The following is a 22,114-nucleotide window of genomic DNA, read 5'->3' as shown; positions in this document are numbered from 1 at the left end:
AAATTATATCATTTTTTTGCCAAAATTTGGGGCAAATCAGCGATATTGATTAACCCAATGACATCTGCTGGACGTGCTTTTTTGACATCACTTACTTTGGTAATCAGCAGAACGACTGATTTTTGACCGTGTTTCATCTCGTCAAGCAGTATTTTTTCCGCCTCAAAAATTGAGGCTGATGCTGGGATAAACCTCACAATCACTTGTGACTGAGCCAACATGTCTGACACTGACGGTTTTTTTGATACTGTTAATGCATGAACTAGGGCATTGGCCGTGATGACTTTTCGCATGACAAATTTACCATTTCGAATGACCGGAAACTGGGTATGATGGTGGCGCTTAATCAAATCCATCACGGTCTCAAAATTAGCAAATTCCGACACAAAAATTACCTCTGATGCAAAGAGATGACCGACTGTCATCGGTTTGGTCAGTACCTCATAAACATGCTGAATCAGCGTCAAGACTTCTGGCTGAATGACAAAATAGTTGTCAGATAGCTTATGTTGCATCATATTGCGTAGATTATTAAACAACTCAAAGTCCATGGCATACTCACGTGCACCGGGCATATAGGCCATGATAGCATCTGTCAGCTGAGACATGGGCATATATTTGCCCGTTTTGTTGAATTTTTTGTTGGCAAAAGCCTCTATTTTTTTATAAATTGCTATAAATTGTTCATTTAAAGTGTTCGGTGTCGGATCGAGTTGCTGTGGCATTTGTTTTTCAGTCATATAAAAAAGAACCTCTCGGCTCTATTTTAACATTATTCTAGTGAATTCGCCCAAGATTTCTGGAGCTTGCGTGATAATTGTGAAATCGCAAAGTTGATAGCGAAATAAACGACAGCAACAAAGCCGTAAAGCATGAAAACTTGTCCAACTTGAAAGTACTGCCCCATGAGAATCTGTGAATTACCAAATAACTCTTGTAAAGCGATAACTGAATATAAAAACGAGGTATCCTTAATGACCGTCACAAACTGTGAAATAATGGCGGGCAACATTTTACGAATGGCTTGAGGTAACACGATATACATCAAAATCTGAGCATCTGATAACCCTTGCGACTTACCAGCCTCAGTTTGACCTTCTGGCACACCGTTCAGACCACCACGGATAATCTCCGCAAGGGCAGCTGTCGTAAAGACCGTAAAGGAGATAATCCCTGCAGGCACTGACTTGACTTGAAAAATCAAGAAAACCACAAAAATCCATAACAGATTGGGGACATTTCTGACTACCTCAATATAAACACTCGCAAGCAATTTGAAAAATGGATTTTTACCATTACGCATGACTGCTAGTAATGTCCCCAAAATCGTTGACAGAAAGATAGAAATAAAGGCGATAAAAAGTGTCAAGCCTAAACCTTGAAAGAGAAATCGAATATTGGTCGCCGTGAAAACTTGTGCCGCTTCTTGTGCTAAACTCATGTGTCATCTCCTCTCTTTCTAGCCGACACTATAGGCATTTTTATTTTTTTCTTCCATGCGACGCGCTAGAGTTGCAAGCGGGAAACATAGCACGAAATAAAGTACACCAACCCCAACAAAGGCTGGAATATAGTTAACATTCATTGACGACCATGATTTGGCCGTAAACATCAAATCTGCACCCGAGATAATCGCAACCGTTGACGTATTTTTAATCAAGTTGACCACTTGGTTGGTCAGCGGTGGATAAATCATCCGAATAGCTTGGGGTAAAATAATCAGGCGCATGGTATCACCATACGTGAAACCTTGTGATTCTGCAGCCTCGGTCTGACCTTTGGGAACGCCTTCGATACCAGAGCGGATAACCTCTCCGATATAGGCACCATGATATAAACCGACACAAATAATGGCTGTCCAAAATGCGGAAATAACTAAATCTTTATTTAGAAGTGGAAAACCATAATAGACCACAACAAATTGAATCAGTAAAGGTGTATTTTGATACACCTCGACATAGACTCGACTGATGCCACGTAAAATCTTATTTCGTGTGGCAGAAAGCGAACCGAACATCACGCCTAATATCATGGCGAGTAGTAAAGCACCAACGGAAATCTCCAACGTATAGAGAAAACCCTTGGCGAATTGGTCAAAATCAGCAAAGAATGCCTGCCAACGTTCTAAAGCAAAAGGACTCATATAACACCTTTCTTTAATAAAAAAGCATTAAGCATGCTTTTTCAATGTTCTAACCTGCGATGCTGTCATACTTCTAGCAGCACTTACTTAGCGGTTGCATCTTTCAAATCATAGTTATCGGTCATTTTTTTAAGTTCACCGTTTGCTTTTAGTGTCTTAACCTCCTTATCAAGATAGTCTGCTAATTCAGTGTTTGATTTTTTAGTTGCAATCCCGTATTCTTGACTGGCAAAGCCATCACCCATAATTTCAGTTTTAGCATCAACGTAGCCTGACAAAATTGATTTATCAACTGAGAACGCATCAATACGACCTGATGTTAAAGCTGTTTTCAAAGTTGGGTAATCAGCCAACTCAGAATATTTGAAAGAGAGTCCTTTTTCTTTACTCAATGTTTCAAGGGCATCTTTGGTAGAGGCAGATTGAGCGACACCAATCGTCTTACCATCTAAATCATCAACTGATTTAAAGTCTGATGCTTTGTTCACCAAAAAGCCAACTTCATCTGTAAAGTAGGGTGTGGTAAAGTTATATGATTTTTGACGCTCAGGCGTAATCGTAAACGTGCCAATGACAGCATCAACTTGCTTATTATCAAGCAATGGCCCACGTGTTTGGGCAGTTACAGGCACAAATTCTGCTTTTACACCAAGATCTTTAGCAATTTTTTCAGCTAAATCAATTTCAACACCTGTAAATTGATTTGTCTTAGGGTCTTTATAACCAAAGTTAGGCACATCTTGTTTGACACCAATCACAATCTTACCCTTTGCTTTGATGCTATCCGTCGCAGACTTAGAGCTATCATCTTTTGAGGCACCATAGGCTGCCAATATTACTGCAACAAAAACGGTTACAAGTAGCGCAAATAGTTTAATTGATTTTTTCATCATGATTCTCCCTTTTTATTGAATTGAACGACTTGCCTAATACGACTTTGCAAAAAGACAAGTTTAATGATTAATAATTTTGCTCAGGAACTGCTTGGCGCGTGGCTCTTGTGGATTGTCAAAGAAGCCAGCAACATCTGTCGTATCTTCTAACACTTCACCTGCATCCATGAAGATAATACGGTCAGCAACAGAACGTGCAAAGCCCATTTCATGCGTGACAACAATCATGTTCATGCCGTCTTTAGCAAGACCTTTCATGACAGATAAAACATCACCAATTGTTTCCGGGTCGAGTGCTGATGTTGGCTCATCAAATAATAAAAGCTTAGGATTCATAGCTAAACCACGTGCAATGGCAACCCGTTGCTTTTGCCCCCCTGACAATTGACCCGGAAAGGCATCTTTTTTATCCCACATATTCACAAACTTCAAGTATTTTTCAGCAGTAACAGTCGCATCACGCAATTCACGTTTGAGAACTTTTGTTGGCGCTAATGTCACATTTTCTAGCACAGTTTTATGAGGGTAAAGATTGAAATGTTGGAAAACCATGCCGACTTCTTTTCGAAGTTCAACGAGATCTTTTTTTGTCGCATGATCAACAGGGTGACCATTTACCATAAGTTCCCCAGATTCAATCCCTTCTAAAGCATTGATTGTTCGAATTAAGGTCGATTTACCTGAACCAGAAGGACCTAATAATACCACAACTTGACCTTCTTCAATCTCTAAATTGATATCTTTCAGAGCATGATAATCGCCGTAATATTTCTGGACATTTTTAAACGCTATAAGCGGCATTTGAGACTCCTTATATCTATATTTTAGTCGTCTTTTGTTATACGATGTAATTTTATAAAATTGACAACGAGATGATATGTCACAAGTTCTAACATCTGCCTATTTTACCACTTAATTTCTGAATTGTCAAACAATTCTATTCGTAAATTTTCCAAAAGCAATCGTACATAGACACTTTTGATTGCTGAAATGCGTAAAAAACGTTATAATAAAGCTATTAATGGAGAAATTACATATGAAAAAAATTCTTGTTGTTGATGACGAAAAGCCAATTTCAGATATTGTCAAATTCAATCTGACAAAAGAAGGCTACGAAGTACTGACTGCTTTTGATGGCGAGGAGGCACTTGAGATTTTCGCTGCTGAACAGCCCGACCTCGTTTTACTAGATTTAATGTTGCCCCAAAAAGACGGTCTTGAAGTGGCACGCGAAATTCGAAAATCTTCAGAAGTACCGATTATCATGGTCTCTGCCAAAGACAGTGAATTTGATAAAGTCATTGGGTTAGAGTTAGGTGCGGACGACTATGTTACCAAGCCTTTTTCAAATCGCGAACTGTTAGCCCGTGTCAAAGCTAATTTGCGTCGCTCTAATCTGACGGCTGAGGCAACATCCGCTAATGCTGATAAAAAAGAAATCCGAATTGGTGACATCACTATTGCGCCAGAGAAATATGCGGCTTATAAAAACGATAAGCATATTGACCTGACGCACCGCGAGTTCGAGCTTTTGCACTATTTGGCCCAACACGTTGGTGAGGTCATGACGCGTGAACACTTACTAGAAACGGTCTGGGGCTATGATTATTTTGGCGATGTTCGCACGGTCGATGTGACAATCCGTCGGTTACGTGAGAAGGTTGAAGACACACCGAGCCGTCCTGAATACGTTGCGACACGTCGTGGCGTTGGTTATTATTTGAGTAATCCGAATGAAAAATAAATTTCCTTTTACAAGCACCATTTTATTTAAAGCGGTAATCTCACATTTACTGCTTTTTTCAGCTTTATTTGCTTGGAATGCCCATGGTTTCCTGACACGTGAGGCATCTTTTACACGGTTTAGTGTTTTTTACGTCTGCTCCCTCCTGTTACTAGTCTGGTTTACAACACGGATTTCTATCGGCTTAAATCAAATTTCAGATCAAATTGATGATTTTACCGAGCAAAAATACACCGTCAGAAAACAAATTCCCGGTCATACCGAAATCAACCAACTCTACGACAAGGTGGTCAACCTCGGTGAAAAAACGGAGCACGCACAAGAAAGACTAGAGTCCTCTAGCACCCGACTGAATGGTATCCTAACTTACATGACGGACGGCGTTATCGCCACGGACCGTCGCGGTAAAATCGTCCTCGCTAACACGGCAGCCTTAGAATATCTCAACGTCTCAGAAAAAAACCTCCTCTCTCGAAAAATTATTGATGCCTTGGATATTGCCGCTGACTATACTTTCCGAGATCTACTAGAATCCGAGCCTGAAATCATCCTTGATTCCGAAAACGCCATGGGCGAATTTACGACCCTACGTATTAAATTTGCTCTTTTCCGCCGAGAGTCAGGGTTTATTTCTGGGGTCGTTGCTGTTTTACATGACGTCACAGAACAAGAAAAAAATGAACGTGAAAGACGTTTGTTTGTTTCCAACGTTTCACATGAATTGCGGACTCCCCTGACCTCCGTCAAATCCTATCTAGAGGCACTTGACGAGGGAGCAATCAACGATCCTGACATTGCACCAGGCTTCATTAAAGTCTCGCTGAAAGAAACAGATCGGATGATTCGAATGATTCGTGATTTGGTGACCTTATCTCGTATGGATTCTGATACCATTGCCCTCGAAAAAGAGGTTATTAACTTCGTTGCTTTTCTCCACTATCAACTCAACCGTTTTGACCAAATTGTCGGCAATAATGACGAGAATGAAAAGCAATTTAAGATTGTCCGTCAAATCCCGCTACAACCAATTTGGATGGAAATTGATACCGATAAAATGGGACAAGTCATCGATAATCTGATGAATAATGCTATCAAATACAGCCCAGCTGGTGGTAAGATTACTGTCAGCTTGGAGCAGACTAATACGCAAGTCCTCTTACGCATTAGCGATGAAGGGCTTGGCATACCTAAAAAAGACCTCCCTAAAATTTTCGACCGATTCTATCGTGTGGATAAAGCACGTAGCCGCGAACAAGGCGGTACAGGACTTGGTCTTGCAATCGTTCGTGATATCGTGAAGATGCACGATGGTTTCGTTTGGGCAAAGTCTGACGGTGAAACCGGTACAACTTTCACTGTCGTTCTCCCTTATGCACCACTTGAGGCTGAGACTGATTCAGAGGTTGACGATTGGACTGGACTGACAGACTAGTCTGTCTTATACAAAACAAACAGAAAAACTACCATGATTCGCGTGTTCTCAAGAATCATGGTAGTCTACTTTTAGCAAGGATACAAAATTGACAGAAGAAAATGGATTTAAATACAGTATATTAGCCAGTGGTTCTACTGGTAATGTTACTTATATCGAAACGCCTGAACGTAAAATTTTAGTTGATGCTGGACTTTCCGGTAAAAAAATCGAAGGCCTCATGAACGAAATCGGCCGGAGTTTAAGCGATGTCGATAGCCTACTTGTGACACATGAGCATAAGGATCATGTGGCAGGATTAGGTGTGCTTGCCCGCAAGTATAAAATGGATCTCTATGCTAATGAGATAACTTGGCAAGCCATTGGTGATGCTTGTGGCAAGATTGATACGACTCAAAAACATATTTTTGAAATGGGTAAAATGCTAACATTTGGTGATATTGACATTGAAAGTTTTGGTGTTAGTCATGATGCTGCTGCACCTCAATTTTACAAATTTATGAAAGATGGCAAAAGCTTTGTCATGTTGACAGATACTGGCTATGTAAGTGATCGGATGCGGGGAACAATCGAAAATGCTGATGCTTACCTGATGGAATCTAATCACGATGTCGAAATTCTGCGTATGGGTAACTACCCTTGGCGGTTAAAACAACGGATTCTTTCTGATCACGGCCATTTGTCCAATGAGGACGGGGCAAGTACGGCTATCTCTGTCATCGGCAAGCAAACTAAGAAAATCTTGCTTGGTCACCGTAGTCAAGAAAATAATCTAAAAGAATTGGCGCATATGACGATGGAGAATACTTTGATGCAGCATGACATTGATGCCAAAAACGATGTGCAAGTTTTAGATACAAGTCATGTTGAGGCAAGTCCTCTGTACCATATTTAATTTTATAAGATTATTGATACCAAATAAAAAAACTCATCCAAAGATGAGATTAGATGAAGACTGAAATCGCTGCTGCAACTGCTGCAAAAACAGTTAAAATCAGCATCAACCAGACAATGAGCATGACAACTTTTTGAAAAGTTGTTTTTTGTTGTTTTTTATAAGCCATACACAAATTCTACCGCAAAATGCGATGTTTTTCAAGCACTTAGTTAAGCGATAAATGATATAATAAGCTTATCAAAGTCTATGCTAAAATTAAAAAGTATGAACGTCAATTCATTGTTTTGTGCAAACTTTAATATGAGACTGTATTTAGATAATACTAGAAAAAGAGGCGATTATGGAAGGTAATAAAATCAACGGAAAGACAGTCACTGAGTCAGACTTATTAGCGCTCGGCTATCGGAAGTATTACTCTGACGACCTAGATGTTTTCTACAATAAAGATATTTGTGCGCACGTGGGTAATTGTGTTCGTGGCGATTCAAACGTTTTTGAAGTTGGGCGCAAACCTTGGATTATCACAGGTAATGCTGAATCCGCTGAACAATGTATCTCTATTGTTAATTCTTGCCCAAGTGGGGCCTTAAAATGGCTCTACCATGACCAAGATAAGCAAGTTGAAAGGGAAACTGCCATGCCAAACTTTACATTCGAAGATCAAGGGGAACAAATTGTTTTGATCAACGCAGATACACAGCAACAGGCTGGTGAAATTGCTTTTATGGAAGCTGAGGATACCCTCATCGTCGTCCATACCGGTGTTAATCCTGAATACCGTGGCAATGGTTTAGCTGAACAACTTGTCGCCAAAGTTGTCGAAAAAGCCCGCCGTGAAGATAAAAAAATCTTCCCAATCTGCCCCTTTGCTCAAAAAGAATTTAAGGCAAAACCTGACTATGCCGATGTTTGGCGTCAGGATGTTTGATTCAAATATTTTACTATAACTAATGCTTGCTTTGAAATTTTCAGAGTGAGCTTTTTTGATGGCTTGATGACTGTGCAAACTCATCAAAAAAAGACCTACCAGTCAGGTAAGCCTTTCTGTTATATTTATTGATTGAATTAAGCTTTGTTAGCAGAACCGAAAACGTCGATACGTTCTTCAACTGCTGCTTGAACTGCGTCAATACCTGGTTTAAGGAATTTACGTGGGTCAAACAATTTTTTAGCTTCGTAATCAGCTTCGTTAGCATCGTAGTCGCGTGCAAATTGACGAGTTGCTGCTGCAAAGGCTTGTTGTGATTCAGTGTTCACGTTAACTTTGGCAACACCCATTTTGATTGCTGCACGGATTTGGTCATCAGGAATACCTGAACCACCGTGAAGGACGATTGGGAAACCAGGAACAGCGTCAGTCAATTTTTTAAGGTGATCCAAGTCAAGACCAGTCCAGTTAGCTGGGTAAGGACCATGGATGTTACCGATACCAGCTGCAAGGAAGTCAATACCTGTTTTAACCATTTCAACTGCATCTTCGATTGGTGCTAATTCACCAGAACCGATGATACCGTCTTCTTCACCACCGATAGTCCCAACTTCAGCTTCGACTGAGATACCTTTAGCATGAGCAAGCGCAACGATTTCTTTCGTTTTTTCAAGGTTTTCAGCGATTGGCAAGTGAGACCCATCAAACATCAATGATGTGTAACCAACTTCGATAACCTCTTTAGCATCTTCATAATGACCATGGTCAAGGTGAATCGCAACTGGTACAGTGATGTTCATTGATTCCACAAGGTTTTCAATGATGTATTTAGCTGTTTTGTAGCCACCCATGTATTTACCAGCACCCATAGATGTTTGGATAAGCACTGGCGCTTTTTTAGCTTCTGCTGCACGCAAGATAGCTTGTGTCCACTCCAAGTTGTTTGTATTGAATCCACCGATTGCGTAGCCATTTTCACGAGCTGCTGCAACGAATTTTTCTGCTGAAACGATTGCCATTTCTTAAGTTCCTCCAAAATTTATTTAACGAATTAATTATACCACTTTGTGAAGGATTATTCTAGCTTTTGATAGATTTATTTTCTGATATTCAATTTCCATCCCTTATTTCCTGAAAATTACAGTTAAGTTTACAATATATTTACCTAAACAAAAAACTTACGCCTCCTTTCAAAATCGGACTCGTAAGTTTTTAACAATTCATTCATTTATTTCATTTCGATCAATAAATCTTGTGTGCCAATTGCTTCTGCTGCCTTCGCATAAATTCTCTTAATCTCACCATCAAATGGTGCTTCAATCGTTGTTTCCATTTTCATGGCTTCTGTAACCATGAGTGGTTGACCTTTAACAACTTGCTCATCAGGTTTGACAAGAACTGTCACGACTGATCCGGGCATGGTTGCTCCGATATGGTGCGGATTAGACGGCTCTGCTTTCTCTTTGACAATCGCTGTCGATTTAATTGAGGTATCTTTAACAATCACCTCACGGCGTTGTCCGTTGAGATTAAAGAAAAGTGTTCTATTGCCATCGCAATCAGGATCGGAGATGCTATCCAAATGAATCAGCAAAACCTTACCTTTTTCGATTTGCACCGAAATCTTCTCTCCCTCACGCATGCCATTAAAGAAGGTTGGTGTATCAAGCAAGGTCACACTACCAAATTCATTTTGCATTTTTTGGTAATCAAGAAAGACTTGTGGATAAAGGATATAACTCAAGACTTCATGTTGACCTGGCTTATAGCCTAATTTCCCAGTCAATTCTGAAACGACATCGTCGAAATTAATCGGTGCTGCGTGTAAACCAGGACGACCTGTGATAGAGGGTTTATCCTTCAGAATAATTTTCTGTAATTTCTCTGGGAAACCGCCTACAGGTTGACCTAAATCGCCTGCGAAGAAACTAATGACTGACTCAGGGAAACTGAGCGTATCCCCTTTTTCATAGATATCTTCTTCCGTGAGGTCATTTTGCACCATGAAGAGTGCCATATCACCGACAACTTTAGAAGATGGTGTCACTTTGATGATGTCCCCAAACATCATATTCACTGTGTGATACATGGCTTTCACTTCATCAAAGCGCATACCCAAACCAACAGCCGTTGCTTGTGATTGGAGATTGGTGTATTGCCCGCCCGGCATTTCATGCGAGTAAACTTCAGTTTGTGGGCTTGTCAGACCTTTTTCAAATGGCGCATAGAATTTACGAACATCTTCCCAATAATGATTGATTTGTGTCGCATTATCAATATCCAATTCAGGCGCCCGCTTACCATTTTCCAAAGCGTAATAAAGCGATGACATACTTGGTTGACTGGTTCCTGATGACATAGCAGAAGTCGCCACATCAACGATATCAACACCTGCCGTTACCGCCGCAGAACAAGTAATAATCCCATTGCCAGAAGTATCATGCGTATGCAAGTGGAGCGGCATATCAACCGTTTCTTTCAATTCTGAAATCAAACGGTAAGCCGCTTGCGGTTTCAGAATCCCCGCCATATCTTTAATAGCTAAAATATGCGCACCCGTTGCCTCAAGTTCTTTAGCTAAATCTTTATAATATTTGATATCATATTTTTGACGATTATTGTCTAAAATATCGCCCGTATAACACATGGTCGCTTCAACAATTTTACCAGTGTCACGAACAGCCTGAATTGATTTCTCCATCTGAGGCAGCCAGTTAAGCGAATCAAAGACACGGAAAACATCCATCCCTTCTTGCGCAGCAACCTTGATAAACTCCTGAATGACATTATCCGGATAATTTTGGTAGCCGACCGCATTTGACCCACGAAAGAGCATTTGGAACATGGTACTTGGCATTAATTTACGTAATTCACGCAAGCGATACCAAGGACTTTCATTCAGAAAACGATAAGCCACGTCAAAGGTTGCCCCACCCCACATCTCAGCAGAAAAGAGATTTGGTAAGCCTTGGTCCACTGCTGATGCGACTTGTTTCATATCTTGCAAGCGCACACGAGTTGCCAAAAGACTTTGATGGGCATCTCGGAAAGTGGTATCCGTCAACAGCACTTCATTACGAGATTTGACATAATTCACAACTGCTTCAGCACCTTGCGTATCTAGGATATGCTTAGTCGTCAACGTGTCGATTTTTTTCACTTTAGGATAGCGTGTTTCATCGAAATAAGGCTTAGTCTTTTGGTCAATACCAGGAAAACCATTGACTGTGATATTGGCAATATATCTCATCGTTTTATTACCACGATCTCGCAAACGCGGGAAGTTAAAAAGCTCCGGTGTACTGTCGATAAAGGTTGTCTTGGCATCTCCCGACACAAATTCCGAGTGATTAAGGACATTTCGCAAGAAAGGAATATTGGTTTTGACTCCACGTATACGGAATTCACGAAGACAACGATCCATCTTACGGATGGCTTCTGTGAAATCAGTCGCATTGGTGATGACCTTAACGAGCAAACTGTCAAAGTAAGGCGTTACTTCATAACCAGAATAAGCATTGCCGACATCAAGACGAACACCAAAACCACCCGGCGAACGATAAGTGTCAATTTTACCTGTATCAGGTAAGAAATTATTTTCAGGGTCTTCTGTTGTAATTCGACATTGGATGGCCGAGCCTAATAATGGGATTTCATCCTGCTCAGGAATCTTGACATCTTGATGAAGGTCAGCACCCTCAGAGATTAAAATCTGAGCTTGTACGATGTCGATGCCTGTGACAACCTCTGTAATCGTGTGCTCAACCTGAACACGTGGATTGACTTCAATGAAATAAAATTCGTTGTCCTTCACCAAAAACTCAACAGTTCCGGCATTGACATATCCGACATGTTTGCAGAGTTTAACTGCTGCATCACAAATACGTTGGCGCAATTCATCAGCCATACCAACGCTTGGTGCGACTTCGATAACCTTTTGATTCCGACGTTGAACAGAACAGTCACGCTCGTATAAATGCACGACATTGCCATGGGCATCGCCTAGAATTTGAACTTCGATATGTTTCGGATTAGTAATATATTTTTCGACATAAATTTCATCAGAACCAAAAGCTGATTTGGCTTCTGAGGCGGCGCGGGCATAACCGTCACGCGCCTCGGCCTCACTATGCGCAACACGCATCCCACGACCGCCACCACCAAGGGCAGCTTTAATCATGACTGGATAGCCAAAAGCACGGCCAAACTCAAGGGCACCTTCCAAGTCAACTGGCCCATCAGTCCCCGGAATAGAGCCAACACCAGCTGCGATAGAAGCTTCTTTGGCCTTGATTTTATCCCCAAAAATATCCAGATGATGCAAGGTTGGCCCAACAAAAATCAAACCAGCTGCTTCAACCTTACGCGCAAAATCAATGTTTTCTGACAACAAACCATACCCTGGGTGAATCGCTTCAGCGCCAGATTCAAGTGCAATCCGCACGATATCATCACTATCAAGATAGGCATCAATCGGTTTCTTACCCTCGCCGACTTGGTAGGCTTCATCGGCTTTAAAACGGTGTACAGAATACTCGTCTTCTTTGGCATAAATCGCTACGGTTGAGATGCCCAACTCGCTACAAGCACGGAAGACACGGATAGCAATTTCGCCACGGTTAGCAACTAGTAGTTTTTTCATATATCAAGCCTTTCAATTTTTTACAGAAATAAAAGTTATCTTTAAAGACTGCGGGGTCTAAAAAAGCGGTCGCATCAGTGATACCTCATTTTGATGCTTGTCGATTCAAACATCAGAAAATGTTGTTTGGGATAATTCAGAAAAATCATATTTGGCCGTCATTTCCGCTAATTCTCGCCGCTTTTCATCTGCAGAGATGTTGAGGACAAACCCTATCCCGACTGATAAGGTCAGCAGAGAATTACCTCCCTGACTGAGGAAGGGAAAGGTCACACCAGTAGACGGAATCAAGCCTGAAATGCCACCAATATTGACCAAAACCTGTGCAAATAGAATGCCACCAACACCAATTGACATCATGCTATTAAAGGGGTCTTTAGCCTTAATCCCAACTATAAAAATACGCATAATCAGAAAGAATAGAATCCCTAGTATGATAATCCCACCAATCAAGCCCAGCTCCTCAATCACAATCGCAAAGATAAAGTCAGTATGTGCTTCCGGTAAGTAGCCTTTCTTCTCAATTGAATTTCCTAGGCCACGCCCGAACCAACCACCATTTGAAATGGCATAATAACCATTAATCAATTGGTGACCTGAATCCCCCGTATCTTGAAAGGGATTGGCAAAGGCGATAAAACGTTTATTGACATAGGCAATTGAGCCAAAGAAACTAGGAATGACATTCCCACCAGTAAGTTTAAGGAGGGCTAAAATGGCTAATGTCAGAGAGCCAAAGATTTTCAAAAAACCTGTTCCCCAACGATAAGATATCCCACTGACTGCAAGGACAATCGCCGAACTAATAATAATCAGCAAGGCATTCCCCATATCAGGCATGATGACAACTGCACCAATCATGGCAACCATCCAAAATCGCCAACCACTGACGAAATTAACCCAAAATTGATTTCGGTCAAAAAGAGCATTCACATCATGGGTTCGAATCTTGTCTTGCTTACTAGCAAAAGTAGCCGATAAAAACCAGACAGCAACTAGCTTCAAATATTCCGCTGGTTGAATACTCCCAATTCCGGGTACAATAATCCAACCATGTGCCCCATTTACCGTTGGCACTAGAAATCTAGCAATAAACAACAAGACAAGCATGACTGGAATCAATATTCCAAACCAACCACGGCTCCTCAGCTTATCAACCTTGATACGATAAATAATCACAATCATGATTAAAGAAAAAGCAAAGAAAATGGTCTGATTTCGGAAAAGTTGATAAGGTGGTAAACCAAGCTCTATCTGATGGGGAACGGTGGCTGAGAAGACCATAATCAAGCCTAGCACCGATAAAATTAAATAGGGGATAAGTATCGAGTAATTTAAAAAGTGTCTTTTTTTGAGTTCTTTCATTGTCATATCGTTGCAGTTGTGATGCAACTATTTTCCTTTAATTAGGTGCTAGTTAGTCATCATCATAGACAACTGCTAGGCAGCACTTGGTCATCGCTACTGGCTGAGGTCTCTCCTCTTTTCAACTCACACTTAAATATAGGAGAGACGATTATTTATAGTGATTAAGTTACATTATATCATTTTTTAAAATAAAAAAAAGAAAGGTGTTGAAATTTTCTAACAACTTCCTATCAATGTTCGGTTTACATCTCTTTCAAGCTCATTTTCGATATTCCTCTTTCGCATCGGTCAAGTTTCAATGTGCATGATTACTTTACGATCTTTCGGGCAATACTTTAAAACCTGTACTTTATCTGGATGTGTCGCCTTATTTTTGGATGAGATGTAGTTCTGCTGACCACACTTGGTACATTTGAGGTTGATTTTAATTCGCAATGTTTCTCACCCCTAGAAATTTTCTGAAATTAAAGAGCGACCAGATGAGGTTAAATAAGACAAAACAACTCGTCGTCAAAAAAACGGCACGATAGCTGATATAGCCTGCAATGGCACTCCCTAAAAGCGGACCTGCCACTTGCCCAAAGTTTGTAAACATTTGGTTAAAACTAAAAATCCGTGAAATACCTTCTGGTGGCGTGATTTTTGACAACAATGAATTGACCGATGGCATCAAAGCTCCTGATCCAAATCCTAGCATGAAACGCAAAAGCCCCAGTTGCAAGGGGGTTTTAACAAATGCCATAGGCAGGTAAATCAGAAAGCTATAAACCAAACCAATGATAATCAAGCGATGACTTCCGATTTTATCACCGATTTTACCTAGAAATCCAGATGACATCATGGCTGATAGACCAACTGCTGACACGATGAAACCTGAAATTGTCATCAGGTTGCCCGAGTGACCACTAAGTTCTCGAATATAGAGCGTTAGAATGGGCGCGATAGATTGCACCGTCAACTGCAAGATAAAACTTGTGATGAATAGGCCAAGTAAAATCTGGCGGTTGCTCACGCGCGCAAAGACTTCTTTGGTCGGTAACAACTCATGTTTTTCAACAGGTGTAAAATCTTCCTTGACAAAAAAGATAGTCAGCAAAGTCACTAGTAATAATACAGCACCTGTAATCAAGAAAACATTTTCCATGCCAACTGCTTGGGCGAAAAAGCCACCGATGGAAGGACCTATTAAAGCGCCCGCAACCATCCCTGTCGATAGAGTTCCTAGTGCATAGCCGCTCTTTTCTCGGGGAACTTGACTGGCAATCAAGGCAGTTGAATTTGGAATATAACCTGCAAATAAGCCATTCAACAAGCGCATAATCAAGAGCCACCAAACATTGGGGACAAACGCTAAAGCTCCCATGGTAAAAGTCATCACAACAGAAGCCCGTATCATCATCACTCGGCGACCACGTTGGTCAGCCAACCGTCCCCATAATGGTGCAACGAGGCCACTCGCCAAAGCACTTACTGCTACTGAAAGACCTGCAAATATTTCAACTGCACTACCTCTTCCCCCTAATTTTTCAACATATAAGGCCATAAATGGCATGACAAGAGAAATACTAGCTGCTGTGAAAAATGTTCCTAGCCATGCAATCAATAGATTGCGTTTCCAATTGATGTTTATAATCATCACTTCCTTCTAGAATTGATGTCAATCCTATTGATACATCAAATCAAAGTATAATCTGAGTAGCTCAGCCTTAAAACAATAAGCTACTCAGAGCTCAGACACCGAAAAAACGAACACCATCATGCGACAGTACCCGCTAAATCTCGCTTATTAAACTTGCTAATCGATTTTCTAGTACTTCTATTGTATCACAATTTTCGATAATTCGGGTCGCCAAGCTGCGTTTCTCATCAATAGGCATTTGTGCTTTGATGCGTAACATGGCCTCTGATTGAGATAAACCGTTGCGTTTTATAAGACGTTTGACTTGGATATCTTGGGGGGCATAGATAAGCCAAGTTTCATCAAATCCTGTATAGTTTCGTTCAAATAAGAGTGGAATGTCCATAAAAATGAGTTCTGATTGACTGAGCTCACACCGTCTGAAAAGTTCTGTGCGAATAAGTCCATCCTGCACTGCTGATAGTTTGTCACGTGCGACTGAATCAGAGAATATCAAAGCACCAAACTGCGCCCGATCCAAAGCACCATTTTCCAGAAAATAAGCTTGTCCAAATGTATCTCGAATGGCGTTATACAAGGCTCCATCTACTTCCTGTAACTCTCTTACAACAGCATCTGCATCAATGACCTCATAACCTTGCGCCCGCAAATAGGAGGTGACAACAGACTTACCGGTAGCAATGCCACCTGTTATCCCGATTACTTTTTTCATGTTACCATTATAACATTTTTCTATTCCTAGATTTTAAATTTTCAAACTAAAAGTGCTATAATAGACTTAAAGAACAATATGGAGGAAAGCTATGAAAATCATCAATGTCACTAATAACTACCCAGATCTTGTCCGAGAGCAACTTAGAAACACCGATGCCTTGACAGTTGAGGTTTACTCTGCCGGTAACACGACTGTTATTTTTACGAGAGCAGCGGGGCACTATGAAATTATTATAACGAATAAACACCGTGCGATTCGACCTGATGAGCGTGAAGATATTCAAAAGTTTTTCCTCAAAAAACGGTTGGATCAATCCATTATTGATCACGATCAGATTTCAATCATTAGTGAGCCGAGACTGATGGAGATTTCTTATCCAATCATCACAAAATAAAAAGTCTGCTAATCTTGGTAGCTTTTTATTTTGCTTAAAATTTTGTTGCCTGACTCGTTTTAGTGTGTAAAGCCTTGCACACCCGTATCATTAGTTTTTTCTCGTAAAAATCGTGAGTCGTCTAATTTAGCAATGGCCCATTTTAAATCTTCCGCAAATTCTTCAGCCATATTCATACTCAAATCAGCACGGACAACGTAGCGTTGAATCACCGTATCTGATAAATCAGACGGCAGTGGATAAGCTGGGACTTGCCAGCCTTTCATTTGCAGGATATCAGCTAATTCATACAGTGTCCATTCTTGTTTGTCCTCATCTTTTAGCTTATAACAAACAATCGGTAACTGCTCACCTGCATTGTAAAGGGTGAAGCGACCAGTCGCTTCAACTGTCTGAGCTAAAAATCTCGCAACATCATGCGTCCGTTGATGAATTTCCTTATAACCATTGAAGCCAAATCGCATGAAATTATAGAACTGACCGATAATCGGACTGGCACTCCGAGAAAAGTTAATCGCCATAGTCGGCATATTGCCTCCCAAGTAAGACACGCTGAAAATCAATTCCTCTGGCAGATAAGCTTTATCGCGCCAAAGTACCCAACCGATGCCCGGATAAACAAGGCCGTACTTGTGGCCAGACGTATTGATCGAAACGACATTATCAAGCTGGAAATCCCACTTGAGTTCCGGCGCCATAAACGGCGTGTACATACCACCAGATGCGGCATCAACATGAATCGGGATACTGATTTTTGCGGTTTTATTGTAGTTGTTTAGTACGGCATCTAGGCCTGCGATATCGTCGTAGCAGCCGGTATAAGTAATGCCCAGAATGCCCACGATGCCAATCGTGTAGTCATCAAAATAGCTGGTAATGTCAGAAATATCGAGGCTCATATTGTCAGCCGTCATTGGCACTTCTCGCAGCTCAATATCGAAATAAACGGCGAATTTCTCCCAGCAGACCTGATAACCGGATGAAATCACTAGATTCGGTCGCTGCCCTAAGATATCAATACCTGCTGCTTTTGCCCGCGCTCGCCAACGGAATTTCATGGCCATACCACCTAGCATACAGGCTTCGGAGCTGCCTACGGTTGATGTCCCCATATAGGTTTCTTGATTGGGTGCATGCCAGAGATTGGCAATCATATTCACACAGCGATTTTCAAGCTCTGCTGTCCGAGGGTATTCACTCTTGTCAATAGCATTTTTCTCTAGCATTTCCCCCATCAGAAGGCTTGCCTCTGGTTCCATATAGGTCTGACAAAAAGTCGCTAAATTTTGTCGTGCTGCTCCTTCATCTAAAAGCTCATCTTTAATCAGTTGATAAGCAATACGCGGTTCTATCGGATCTGCGCCTAATTTGTACTTAGGAATATCATGTTCTGATTCACTTGACCCATATATTGGTCGTAGATAAACTGATTGCTTGGATTGATCGTTTTTGCCGTATAGCATATATTACCTCCATCTTCGTTATATCTTACTTTTATTTTAACACAAAAAGCGTCTTCAGCTTGCTTAGAACTCCTTTGATATAACAGTGTTCTGATAGAGTTTTTTGGCATATTTTCGCATCAAGTAATCCAGATAAAGCACGAAAACACCAGCTGTTAGAAGCGGAATGAACCAAACTTCTATCAGTTTCAGATGATCCATCTCATAAAACGCCATTACTTTGGTTACAATCATCTGTTGCAATAAAATCGATATGACATAATTTATCGGTGCACCAAGTATTAGAATAAAGAAACGACTCAGGAAAAATTCTTTAAAGACATACTTTTCATCTATAACAAGCTGATAGCGTGTTTGTAAGGTCTCTTTTTCAAGCCCCACAAATTGTTTCACAGAGATGGCTGTATGGCTTATTAGAAAAAACAGCGCAAACAAAATAAGAATGAGACACACGATGAGGAGAACACCATTAAAAAAATGTAACATCCCAATTGATTTAATACCTTGCGAAAAAGGTTCCCGCTTCATTTCCGTTTCTTGAAGAGTCGTCAGCTGTTGAAAAATTTTCGGGAAAAGAAAAATCATCGACATCAAACCATTCAAAAAAATCATCGTGATGAACATCGGTAAATTATTTGATAGAAGTTGCCTAAAATGACGGCTCATATATCGAAAAGCCATTTTAAAGAGATAGTTCACACAGGTTGCCCTCACATAATTCTAAACACCGATGCGGAAATTTCTCTAATAGCTGCCTATCATGTGTCACTAAAACAATCGTTAAGCCTTGCGCATTAAGCAGCTCAAGGAAACTCAAAACTTGTTCACTCATTTTGGGATCAAGATTTGCAGTTGGTTCATCCAAAAGTAAGACCTGTGGCTCAGTCGTCAATGCCATCGCCAATGCCAACCGTGACCGCTCACCACCAGAAAGCTCATCTGGATAATGTCGATAAAGAGGTAACAAGGCAAATTCTGTCAATAATTTCTCAACTTTTTCAGCGATTAATCCTTCAGGTAAACCCTTAAAATGATCGTAAATTGCTAGATTTTCAAACACCGTTTTATCACTATCAAAACTTAATTTTTGCGATACATACTTGACCTGTCGCTGAAACTGTCGGCGATAATCTGGATCATCAAACTGAACATTTTGATTTTGAAAAATAAACTCACCAGAAAACGCTAGCTCACCATGCAATAGCTTCAGCAAGCTAGATTTGCCAGCACCATTTTTTCCAGTCAAATAAACAAAGGCACCTGATTGGATTTGAAGCGATATATCATTTAAAATCTTATCTTCTTGATGGGTCAAATTGACTTGCTTGAATTTTATCATGCTCTACCCTTTCTACATCTGCTTCTCAGTATAGTAACAATTATAACAAAAATGAAGCAAATTTATTAGTAGACACAAAAAATCCTGCTAGATGCGGATTTTTTTATCATTGTCCTATTAATTTATAATTCTCAATTCTATAAATTTTGTCTGCTATCTTTTTTAAGCGTTCATCGTGACTAACGATAATCAAAATTTTATCTTCTTTCTTCAATTTCTGGAAAACCGCCATAACAAGTTCAAAATTTTCTACATCTAGGTTAGTCGTTGGTTCATCTGCTAAGATAATAGGTGGCTCTAAAATAAGACTCCTAGAAATGGCAACACGTTGTTTTTGACCACCAGAGATATTTTTAACTTTTGTGCCTAAAACATCTGCTACTTCAAACTTTTGAGCCAATTTCCTAGCCTTGTCTATTGCAAAATCCTTATCTCTTTTATCATTATATAAAGTTGGCAAGATAATATTTTCGAGTGTTGTATACTCATCTACTAGTGCAAAATCTTGTAAGATATAGCCAATATAGTGATTTCTAAACCGGCTCATCTCCTCATCATTTTTAGGGAAAATTTCATGGTCATTATAAAAATAATTGCCTTCGTCATATCGCTTGACTCCCGCTATCATATCAAGTAATGTCGATTTACCACTTCCTGATTTTCCCATTAGTAAGATAATCTCTCCTTTCCGGGCTGTAAAATCAGCTTGTTTAAAAATCAACTTATCTTTATATTTCTTGGTAATTCTTGTCATTTTAAGCATCTAACGCCCACCAAACTTTCTTTTTTATTGTCTTTCTGCCAAAAAGAATCAGAGTCAAATTGAGTAAAAAGAGATATAAATAATCAGCAGGTATGACACCAACACCTAAAGTATGTATAAATACCAAAAACAATAGCGCTGTTACAATAATCAAGACAAAAAACATTGTACTAAAATTAGCTATTATTTTTTTATTAGATACACCAATGATACGAAATAGCCTAATATCTTGTTTCAATATTTTAAGACTTGAGGAAATCGTCAAATATATCAATAACACGCTAAAAGATAGAAAAATCACTGATACTATCATCCCAAAAACAAAGTTACCTACATAATAATTAAAGCTAGATTTAAAGCGTTCTTTCAGAGAAACAAAACCTATTTTTAGATTTAATTTTTCGGCATTTTTTCTGAGAACTGTGGCTTGTGAAGATGTCATATGTGTCACTGCAAGCTCTCGCCAAAAACTTGAATCCACTTGACTACTTTCAATCATATTCTTTAAGTCTTCCTTTTTTACAGGAATTAATGCTTTAGACTGACTATCTGTATAATCTTGGATACCACTACAAAGCATCGGGTGATTTTCTGACTCAAAAAAACAAGTGATTAAAAAGTCAGAAATAATCTTTTTTTCATTTTCTGAATAATCTATAACTCTACCGTCCACTGCAGTTTTCGGCATGTAGTCAATTTCATAAACCTCTTCCGTACTTTTTGCCTGCAATACATTCAATTCAGGTATCGCTCTGATGAGCCGCGTTGTTTCATTCCAAAGAAAAAGATTCATCATAAAGGTCGTGATACAAACTAGCGCAAACAAGATAAATCGTTTCCTTAATAAAATAATATTCAATCTTTTCATATTAAGTTCCATATCAATAAATAAAAAGCTAATGCTTTTAACACTCCTAAACCAATCACCATTAAAAATAAACCAATCATAATGTTAGCGTTCACATGTCCCGTAAACTTAGTATGATGCAAGGCAAAATAAGCCAAAAACGATTAACTGAGAAGAAAAGTCAAGCATCAGATTCTCTCGTATCATTCGACACCTAGACTTTCCTACAAGATAGTGAATCCTAAGTATCTTGATATCCGATATGATTGTAAGGATAAAAATCATCATATTCACCAATAAAATAAATAGGATAAAAATTTGACTATTACTTTGGACTTTAGAAGACAAAAACATCCCTAATAATAAGACTGTATAAATATTGACAAGAACAAGCGACCATTTTGTTTTATTTATTTTCATTGATTTAAATTGCCTACTCAAAAAATCTCGCTTCCACCGAGATTTTCTATAACTTTTCATTACTTATTTCAATGTCATTTGTTACCTAAAAATTAATTATTAGAACGAATGATTTTAATCGGATCAACTTTCATAACAGAAATAACAGGGATGCAGGCTATGGTGGGGAAGAGAATTATCAAACCGTTTTAAATAAATATCAACGCACACCTCTGATTACCTATAATGCCTATGAAAAGGAACAAAAACGAAAATTTAGAAAAGATCCCTTTAAAACAGCGAGTTGGTTTTATGATTCTGAACAAGATTACTTCATCTGCCCGAATCATCAGAAAGCGACTTATCGATATGAGAGCCATCGAACAGATAAATATGGATTGACACGAGATTTGAAAATCTATGAATGTGAAGATTGTCAAGGCTGTCCAGTTCGTCATTTATGTACTCGGGCTAAAAGTGACAACAACCGACGACTTCAAATCAATC

The 22,114-nt window shown here is 39.7% G+C and carries 23 protein-coding genes and 1 pseudogene; 7 read left to right on the top strand and 17 right to left on the bottom strand.

Annotation, left to right across the window (positions count from 1 at the left end):
* Nucleotides 1-8: 8 nt before the first annotated feature.
* From ACYQ21_RS04405 to ACYQ21_RS04385, 5 genes are all read right to left on the bottom strand, one after another.
* Nucleotides 9-740, bottom strand: coding sequence for a CBS domain-containing protein (locus tag ACYQ21_RS04405; RefSeq protein WP_460055644.1), 732 nt, complete (start codon nt 738-740; stop codon nt 9-11).
* 32 nt (nt 741-772) lie between these two features.
* A complete protein-coding gene (locus ACYQ21_RS04400) occupies nt 773-1,441 on the bottom strand; it encodes an amino acid ABC transporter permease (protein WP_460055642.1) in 669 nt (222 codons plus the stop codon).
* Nucleotides 1,442-1,459: 18 nt separating this feature from the next.
* Entirely contained in the window at nt 1,460-2,143 is a 684-nt protein-coding gene (locus ACYQ21_RS04395; RefSeq protein ID WP_460055640.1) for an amino acid ABC transporter permease, read from the bottom strand.
* Nucleotides 2,144-2,226: 83 nt separating this feature from the next.
* Nucleotides 2,227-3,033, bottom strand: a complete 807-nt coding sequence (locus ACYQ21_RS04390) for a transporter substrate-binding domain-containing protein (protein WP_460055637.1) — start codon at nt 3,031-3,033, stop codon at nt 2,227-2,229.
* A gap of 63 nt (nt 3,034-3,096) precedes the next feature.
* The gene (locus ACYQ21_RS04385; protein ID WP_460055635.1) at nt 3,097-3,837 is read right to left on the bottom strand and encodes an amino acid ABC transporter ATP-binding protein; all 741 of its coding nucleotides are present in this window, start codon (nt 3,835-3,837) and stop codon (nt 3,097-3,099) included.
* 235 nt (nt 3,838-4,072) lie between these two features.
* Between ACYQ21_RS04385 and yycF the strand changes: the two genes are divergently transcribed.
* The 3 genes from yycF (at nt 4,073) to ACYQ21_RS04370 (ending at nt 7,107) form a co-directional block, all read left to right on the top strand.
* The gene (gene yycF / locus ACYQ21_RS04380) at nt 4,073-4,780 is read left to right on the top strand and encodes a response regulator YycF (protein WP_460055632.1); all 708 of its coding nucleotides are present in this window, start codon (nt 4,073-4,075) and stop codon (nt 4,778-4,780) included.
* Nucleotides 4,770-6,212 (top strand): ATP-binding protein, encoded by a 1,443-nt coding sequence (locus ACYQ21_RS04375; RefSeq protein WP_460055629.1) that lies wholly within the window; start codon nt 4,770-4,772, stop codon nt 6,210-6,212. Before yycF ends, ACYQ21_RS04375 begins: the two co-directional genes overlap by 11 nt.
* An 88-nt stretch (nt 6,213-6,300) precedes the next feature.
* On the top strand, nt 6,301-7,107 hold the full coding sequence (locus tag ACYQ21_RS04370) for an MBL fold metallo-hydrolase (RefSeq protein ID WP_460055627.1): 807 nt from the start codon (nt 6,301-6,303) through the stop codon (nt 7,105-7,107).
* 49 nt (nt 7,108-7,156) lie between these two features.
* Here ACYQ21_RS04370 and ACYQ21_RS04365 read toward each other — a convergent pair whose 3' ends face one another.
* On the bottom strand, nt 7,157-7,276 hold the full coding sequence (locus ACYQ21_RS04365) for a DUF4044 domain-containing protein (RefSeq protein WP_003137598.1): 120 nt from the start codon (nt 7,274-7,276) through the stop codon (nt 7,157-7,159).
* A 174-nt stretch (nt 7,277-7,450) separates the two neighbouring features.
* On the opposite strand from ACYQ21_RS04365, the pseudogene ACYQ21_RS04360 reads away from it, so the two are divergent.
* Together ACYQ21_RS04360 and ACYQ21_RS04355 are read left to right on the top strand one after the other, a co-directional pair.
* Nucleotides 7,451-7,708: pseudogene (locus tag ACYQ21_RS04360) on the top strand ((4Fe-4S)-binding protein); the annotation flags it as partial.
* Nucleotides 7,709-7,747: 39 nt separating this feature from the next.
* On the top strand, nt 7,748-8,038 hold the full coding sequence (locus tag ACYQ21_RS04355) for a GNAT family N-acetyltransferase (RefSeq protein WP_460055713.1): 291 nt from the start codon (nt 7,748-7,750) through the stop codon (nt 8,036-8,038).
* A 137-nt stretch (nt 8,039-8,175) separates the two neighbouring features.
* Here ACYQ21_RS04355 and ACYQ21_RS04350 read toward each other — a convergent pair whose 3' ends face one another.
* From ACYQ21_RS04350 to coaE, 6 genes are all read right to left on the bottom strand, one after another.
* Entirely contained in the window at nt 8,176-9,057 is an 882-nt protein-coding gene (locus ACYQ21_RS04350; RefSeq protein ID WP_460055623.1) for a class II fructose-bisphosphate aldolase, read from the bottom strand.
* Between the two features lie 209 nt (nt 9,058-9,266).
* Nucleotides 9,267-12,680 (bottom strand): pyruvate carboxylase, encoded by a 3,414-nt coding sequence (locus ACYQ21_RS04345; RefSeq protein WP_460055620.1) that lies wholly within the window; start codon nt 12,678-12,680, stop codon nt 9,267-9,269.
* A 105-nt stretch (nt 12,681-12,785) separates the two neighbouring features.
* On the bottom strand, nt 12,786-14,045 hold the full coding sequence (locus ACYQ21_RS04340) for an FtsW/RodA/SpoVE family cell cycle protein (RefSeq protein ID WP_460055617.1): 1,260 nt from the start codon (nt 14,043-14,045) through the stop codon (nt 12,786-12,788).
* A gap of 291 nt (nt 14,046-14,336) precedes the next feature.
* Nucleotides 14,337-14,483, bottom strand: coding sequence for a 50S ribosomal protein L33 (gene rpmG, locus ACYQ21_RS04335; RefSeq protein ID WP_460055614.1), 147 nt, complete (start codon nt 14,481-14,483; stop codon nt 14,337-14,339).
* Complete coding sequence (locus ACYQ21_RS04330) at nt 14,473-15,678, bottom strand: multidrug efflux MFS transporter (protein WP_460055712.1); 1,206 nt, start codon at nt 15,676-15,678, stop codon at nt 14,473-14,475. The genes rpmG and ACYQ21_RS04330 overlap by 11 nt, the downstream gene beginning before the upstream one ends.
* Nucleotides 15,679-15,820: 142 nt before the next feature.
* The gene (coaE, locus tag ACYQ21_RS04325) at nt 15,821-16,399 is read right to left on the bottom strand and encodes a dephospho-CoA kinase (protein WP_460055611.1); all 579 of its coding nucleotides are present in this window, start codon (nt 16,397-16,399) and stop codon (nt 15,821-15,823) included.
* 91 nt (nt 16,400-16,490) lie between these two features.
* On the opposite strand from coaE, the gene ACYQ21_RS04320 reads away from it, so the two are divergent.
* Entirely contained in the window at nt 16,491-16,796 is a 306-nt protein-coding gene (locus ACYQ21_RS04320; protein ID WP_460055608.1) for a DUF1827 family protein, read from the top strand.
* A gap of 59 nt (nt 16,797-16,855) precedes the next feature.
* Here the strand turns inward: ACYQ21_RS04320 and ACYQ21_RS04315 are convergent, their stop codons facing one another.
* The 5 genes from ACYQ21_RS04315 to ACYQ21_RS04295 form a co-directional block, all read right to left on the bottom strand.
* Nucleotides 16,856-18,259, bottom strand: a complete 1,404-nt coding sequence (locus ACYQ21_RS04315) for a glutamate decarboxylase (RefSeq protein ID WP_460055605.1) — start codon at nt 18,257-18,259, stop codon at nt 16,856-16,858.
* A gap of 63 nt (nt 18,260-18,322) precedes the next feature.
* Entirely contained in the window at nt 18,323-18,940 is a 618-nt protein-coding gene (locus tag ACYQ21_RS04310; protein WP_460055602.1) for a hypothetical protein, read from the bottom strand.
* Nucleotide 18,941: 1 nt separating this feature from the next.
* Nucleotides 18,942-19,598 (bottom strand): cell division ATP-binding protein FtsE, encoded by a 657-nt coding sequence (locus tag ACYQ21_RS04305; protein ID WP_460055599.1) that lies wholly within the window; start codon nt 19,596-19,598, stop codon nt 18,942-18,944.
* A 106-nt stretch (nt 19,599-19,704) separates the two neighbouring features.
* Nucleotides 19,705-20,352, bottom strand: a complete 648-nt coding sequence (locus ACYQ21_RS04300) for an ABC transporter ATP-binding protein (RefSeq protein WP_460055596.1) — start codon at nt 20,350-20,352, stop codon at nt 19,705-19,707.
* Nucleotide 20,353: 1 nt separating this feature from the next.
* Nucleotides 20,354-21,229: a hypothetical protein gene (locus ACYQ21_RS04295; protein ID WP_460055593.1), complete on the bottom strand. Its 876-nt coding sequence runs from the start codon at nt 21,227-21,229 to the stop codon at nt 20,354-20,356.
* Between the two features lie 494 nt (nt 21,230-21,723).
* Between ACYQ21_RS04295 and ACYQ21_RS04290 the strand changes: the two genes are divergently transcribed.
* On the top strand, nt 21,724-22,114 hold a 391-nt coding region (locus ACYQ21_RS04290), incomplete at its 3' end, for a transposase (protein ID WP_460055710.1).

The organism is Pseudolactococcus yaeyamensis, from assembly GCF_054658615.1.
The sequence above is the reverse complement of the archived record's forward strand: the minus strand, read 5'-3'. Positions and strand labels throughout refer to the sequence as shown.

Bases quoted from the DNA above. Each gene is read 5' to 3' on its own strand.
- ACYQ21_RS04390 (WP_460055637.1), bottom strand. From the start codon at position 3,033: ATGAAAAAATCAATTAAACTATTTGCGCTACTTGTAACCGTTTTTGTT.
- coaE (WP_460055611.1), bottom strand. From the start codon at position 16,399: ATGAAAAAAGTAATCGGGATAACAGGTGGCATTGCTACCGGTAAGTCT.
- ACYQ21_RS04405 (WP_460055644.1), bottom strand. From the start codon at position 740: ATGACTGAAAAACAAATGCCACAGCAACTCGATCCGACACCGAACACT.
- ACYQ21_RS04395 (WP_460055640.1), bottom strand. From the start codon at position 2,143: ATGAGTCCTTTTGCTTTAGAACGTTGGCAGGCATTCTTTGCTGATTTT.
- yycF (WP_460055632.1), top strand. From the start codon at position 4,073: ATGAAAAAAATTCTTGTTGTTGATGACGAAAAGCCAATTTCAGATATT.
- ACYQ21_RS04355 (WP_460055713.1), top strand. From the start codon at position 7,748: ATGCCAAACTTTACATTCGAAGATCAAGGGGAACAAATTGTTTTGATC.
- ACYQ21_RS04350 (WP_460055623.1), bottom strand. From the start codon at position 9,057: ATGGCAATCGTTTCAGCAGAAAAATTCGTTGCAGCAGCTCGTGAAAAT.
- ACYQ21_RS04345 (WP_460055620.1), bottom strand. From the start codon at position 12,680: ATGAAAAAACTACTAGTTGCTAACCGTGGCGAAATTGCTATCCGTGTC.
- ACYQ21_RS04300 (WP_460055596.1), bottom strand. From the start codon at position 20,352: ATGACAAGAATTACCAAGAAATATAAAGATAAGTTGATTTTTAAACAA.
- ACYQ21_RS04400 (WP_460055642.1), bottom strand. From the start codon at position 1,441: ATGAGTTTAGCACAAGAAGCGGCACAAGTTTTCACGGCGACCAATATT.
- ACYQ21_RS04385 (WP_460055635.1), bottom strand. From the start codon at position 3,837: ATGCCGCTTATAGCGTTTAAAAATGTCCAGAAATATTACGGCGATTAT.
- ACYQ21_RS04305 (WP_460055599.1), bottom strand. From the start codon at position 19,598: ATGATAAAATTCAAGCAAGTCAATTTGACCCATCAAGAAGATAAGATT.
- ACYQ21_RS04310 (WP_460055602.1), bottom strand. From the start codon at position 18,940: ATGGCTTTTCGATATATGAGCCGTCATTTTAGGCAACTTCTATCAAAT.
- ACYQ21_RS04340 (WP_460055617.1), bottom strand. From the start codon at position 14,045: ATGAAAGAACTCAAAAAAAGACACTTTTTAAATTACTCGATACTTATC.
- ACYQ21_RS04320 (WP_460055608.1), top strand. From the start codon at position 16,491: ATGAAAATCATCAATGTCACTAATAACTACCCAGATCTTGTCCGAGAG.
- ACYQ21_RS04315 (WP_460055605.1), bottom strand. From the start codon at position 18,259: ATGCTATACGGCAAAAACGATCAATCCAAGCAATCAGTTTATCTACGA.
- ACYQ21_RS04365 (WP_003137598.1), bottom strand. From the start codon at position 7,276: ATGGCTTATAAAAAACAACAAAAAACAACTTTTCAAAAAGTTGTCATG.
- ACYQ21_RS04295 (WP_460055593.1), bottom strand. From the start codon at position 21,229: ATGAAAAGATTGAATATTATTTTATTAAGGAAACGATTTATCTTGTTT.
- ACYQ21_RS04375 (WP_460055629.1), top strand. From the start codon at position 4,770: ATGAAAAATAAATTTCCTTTTACAAGCACCATTTTATTTAAAGCGGTA.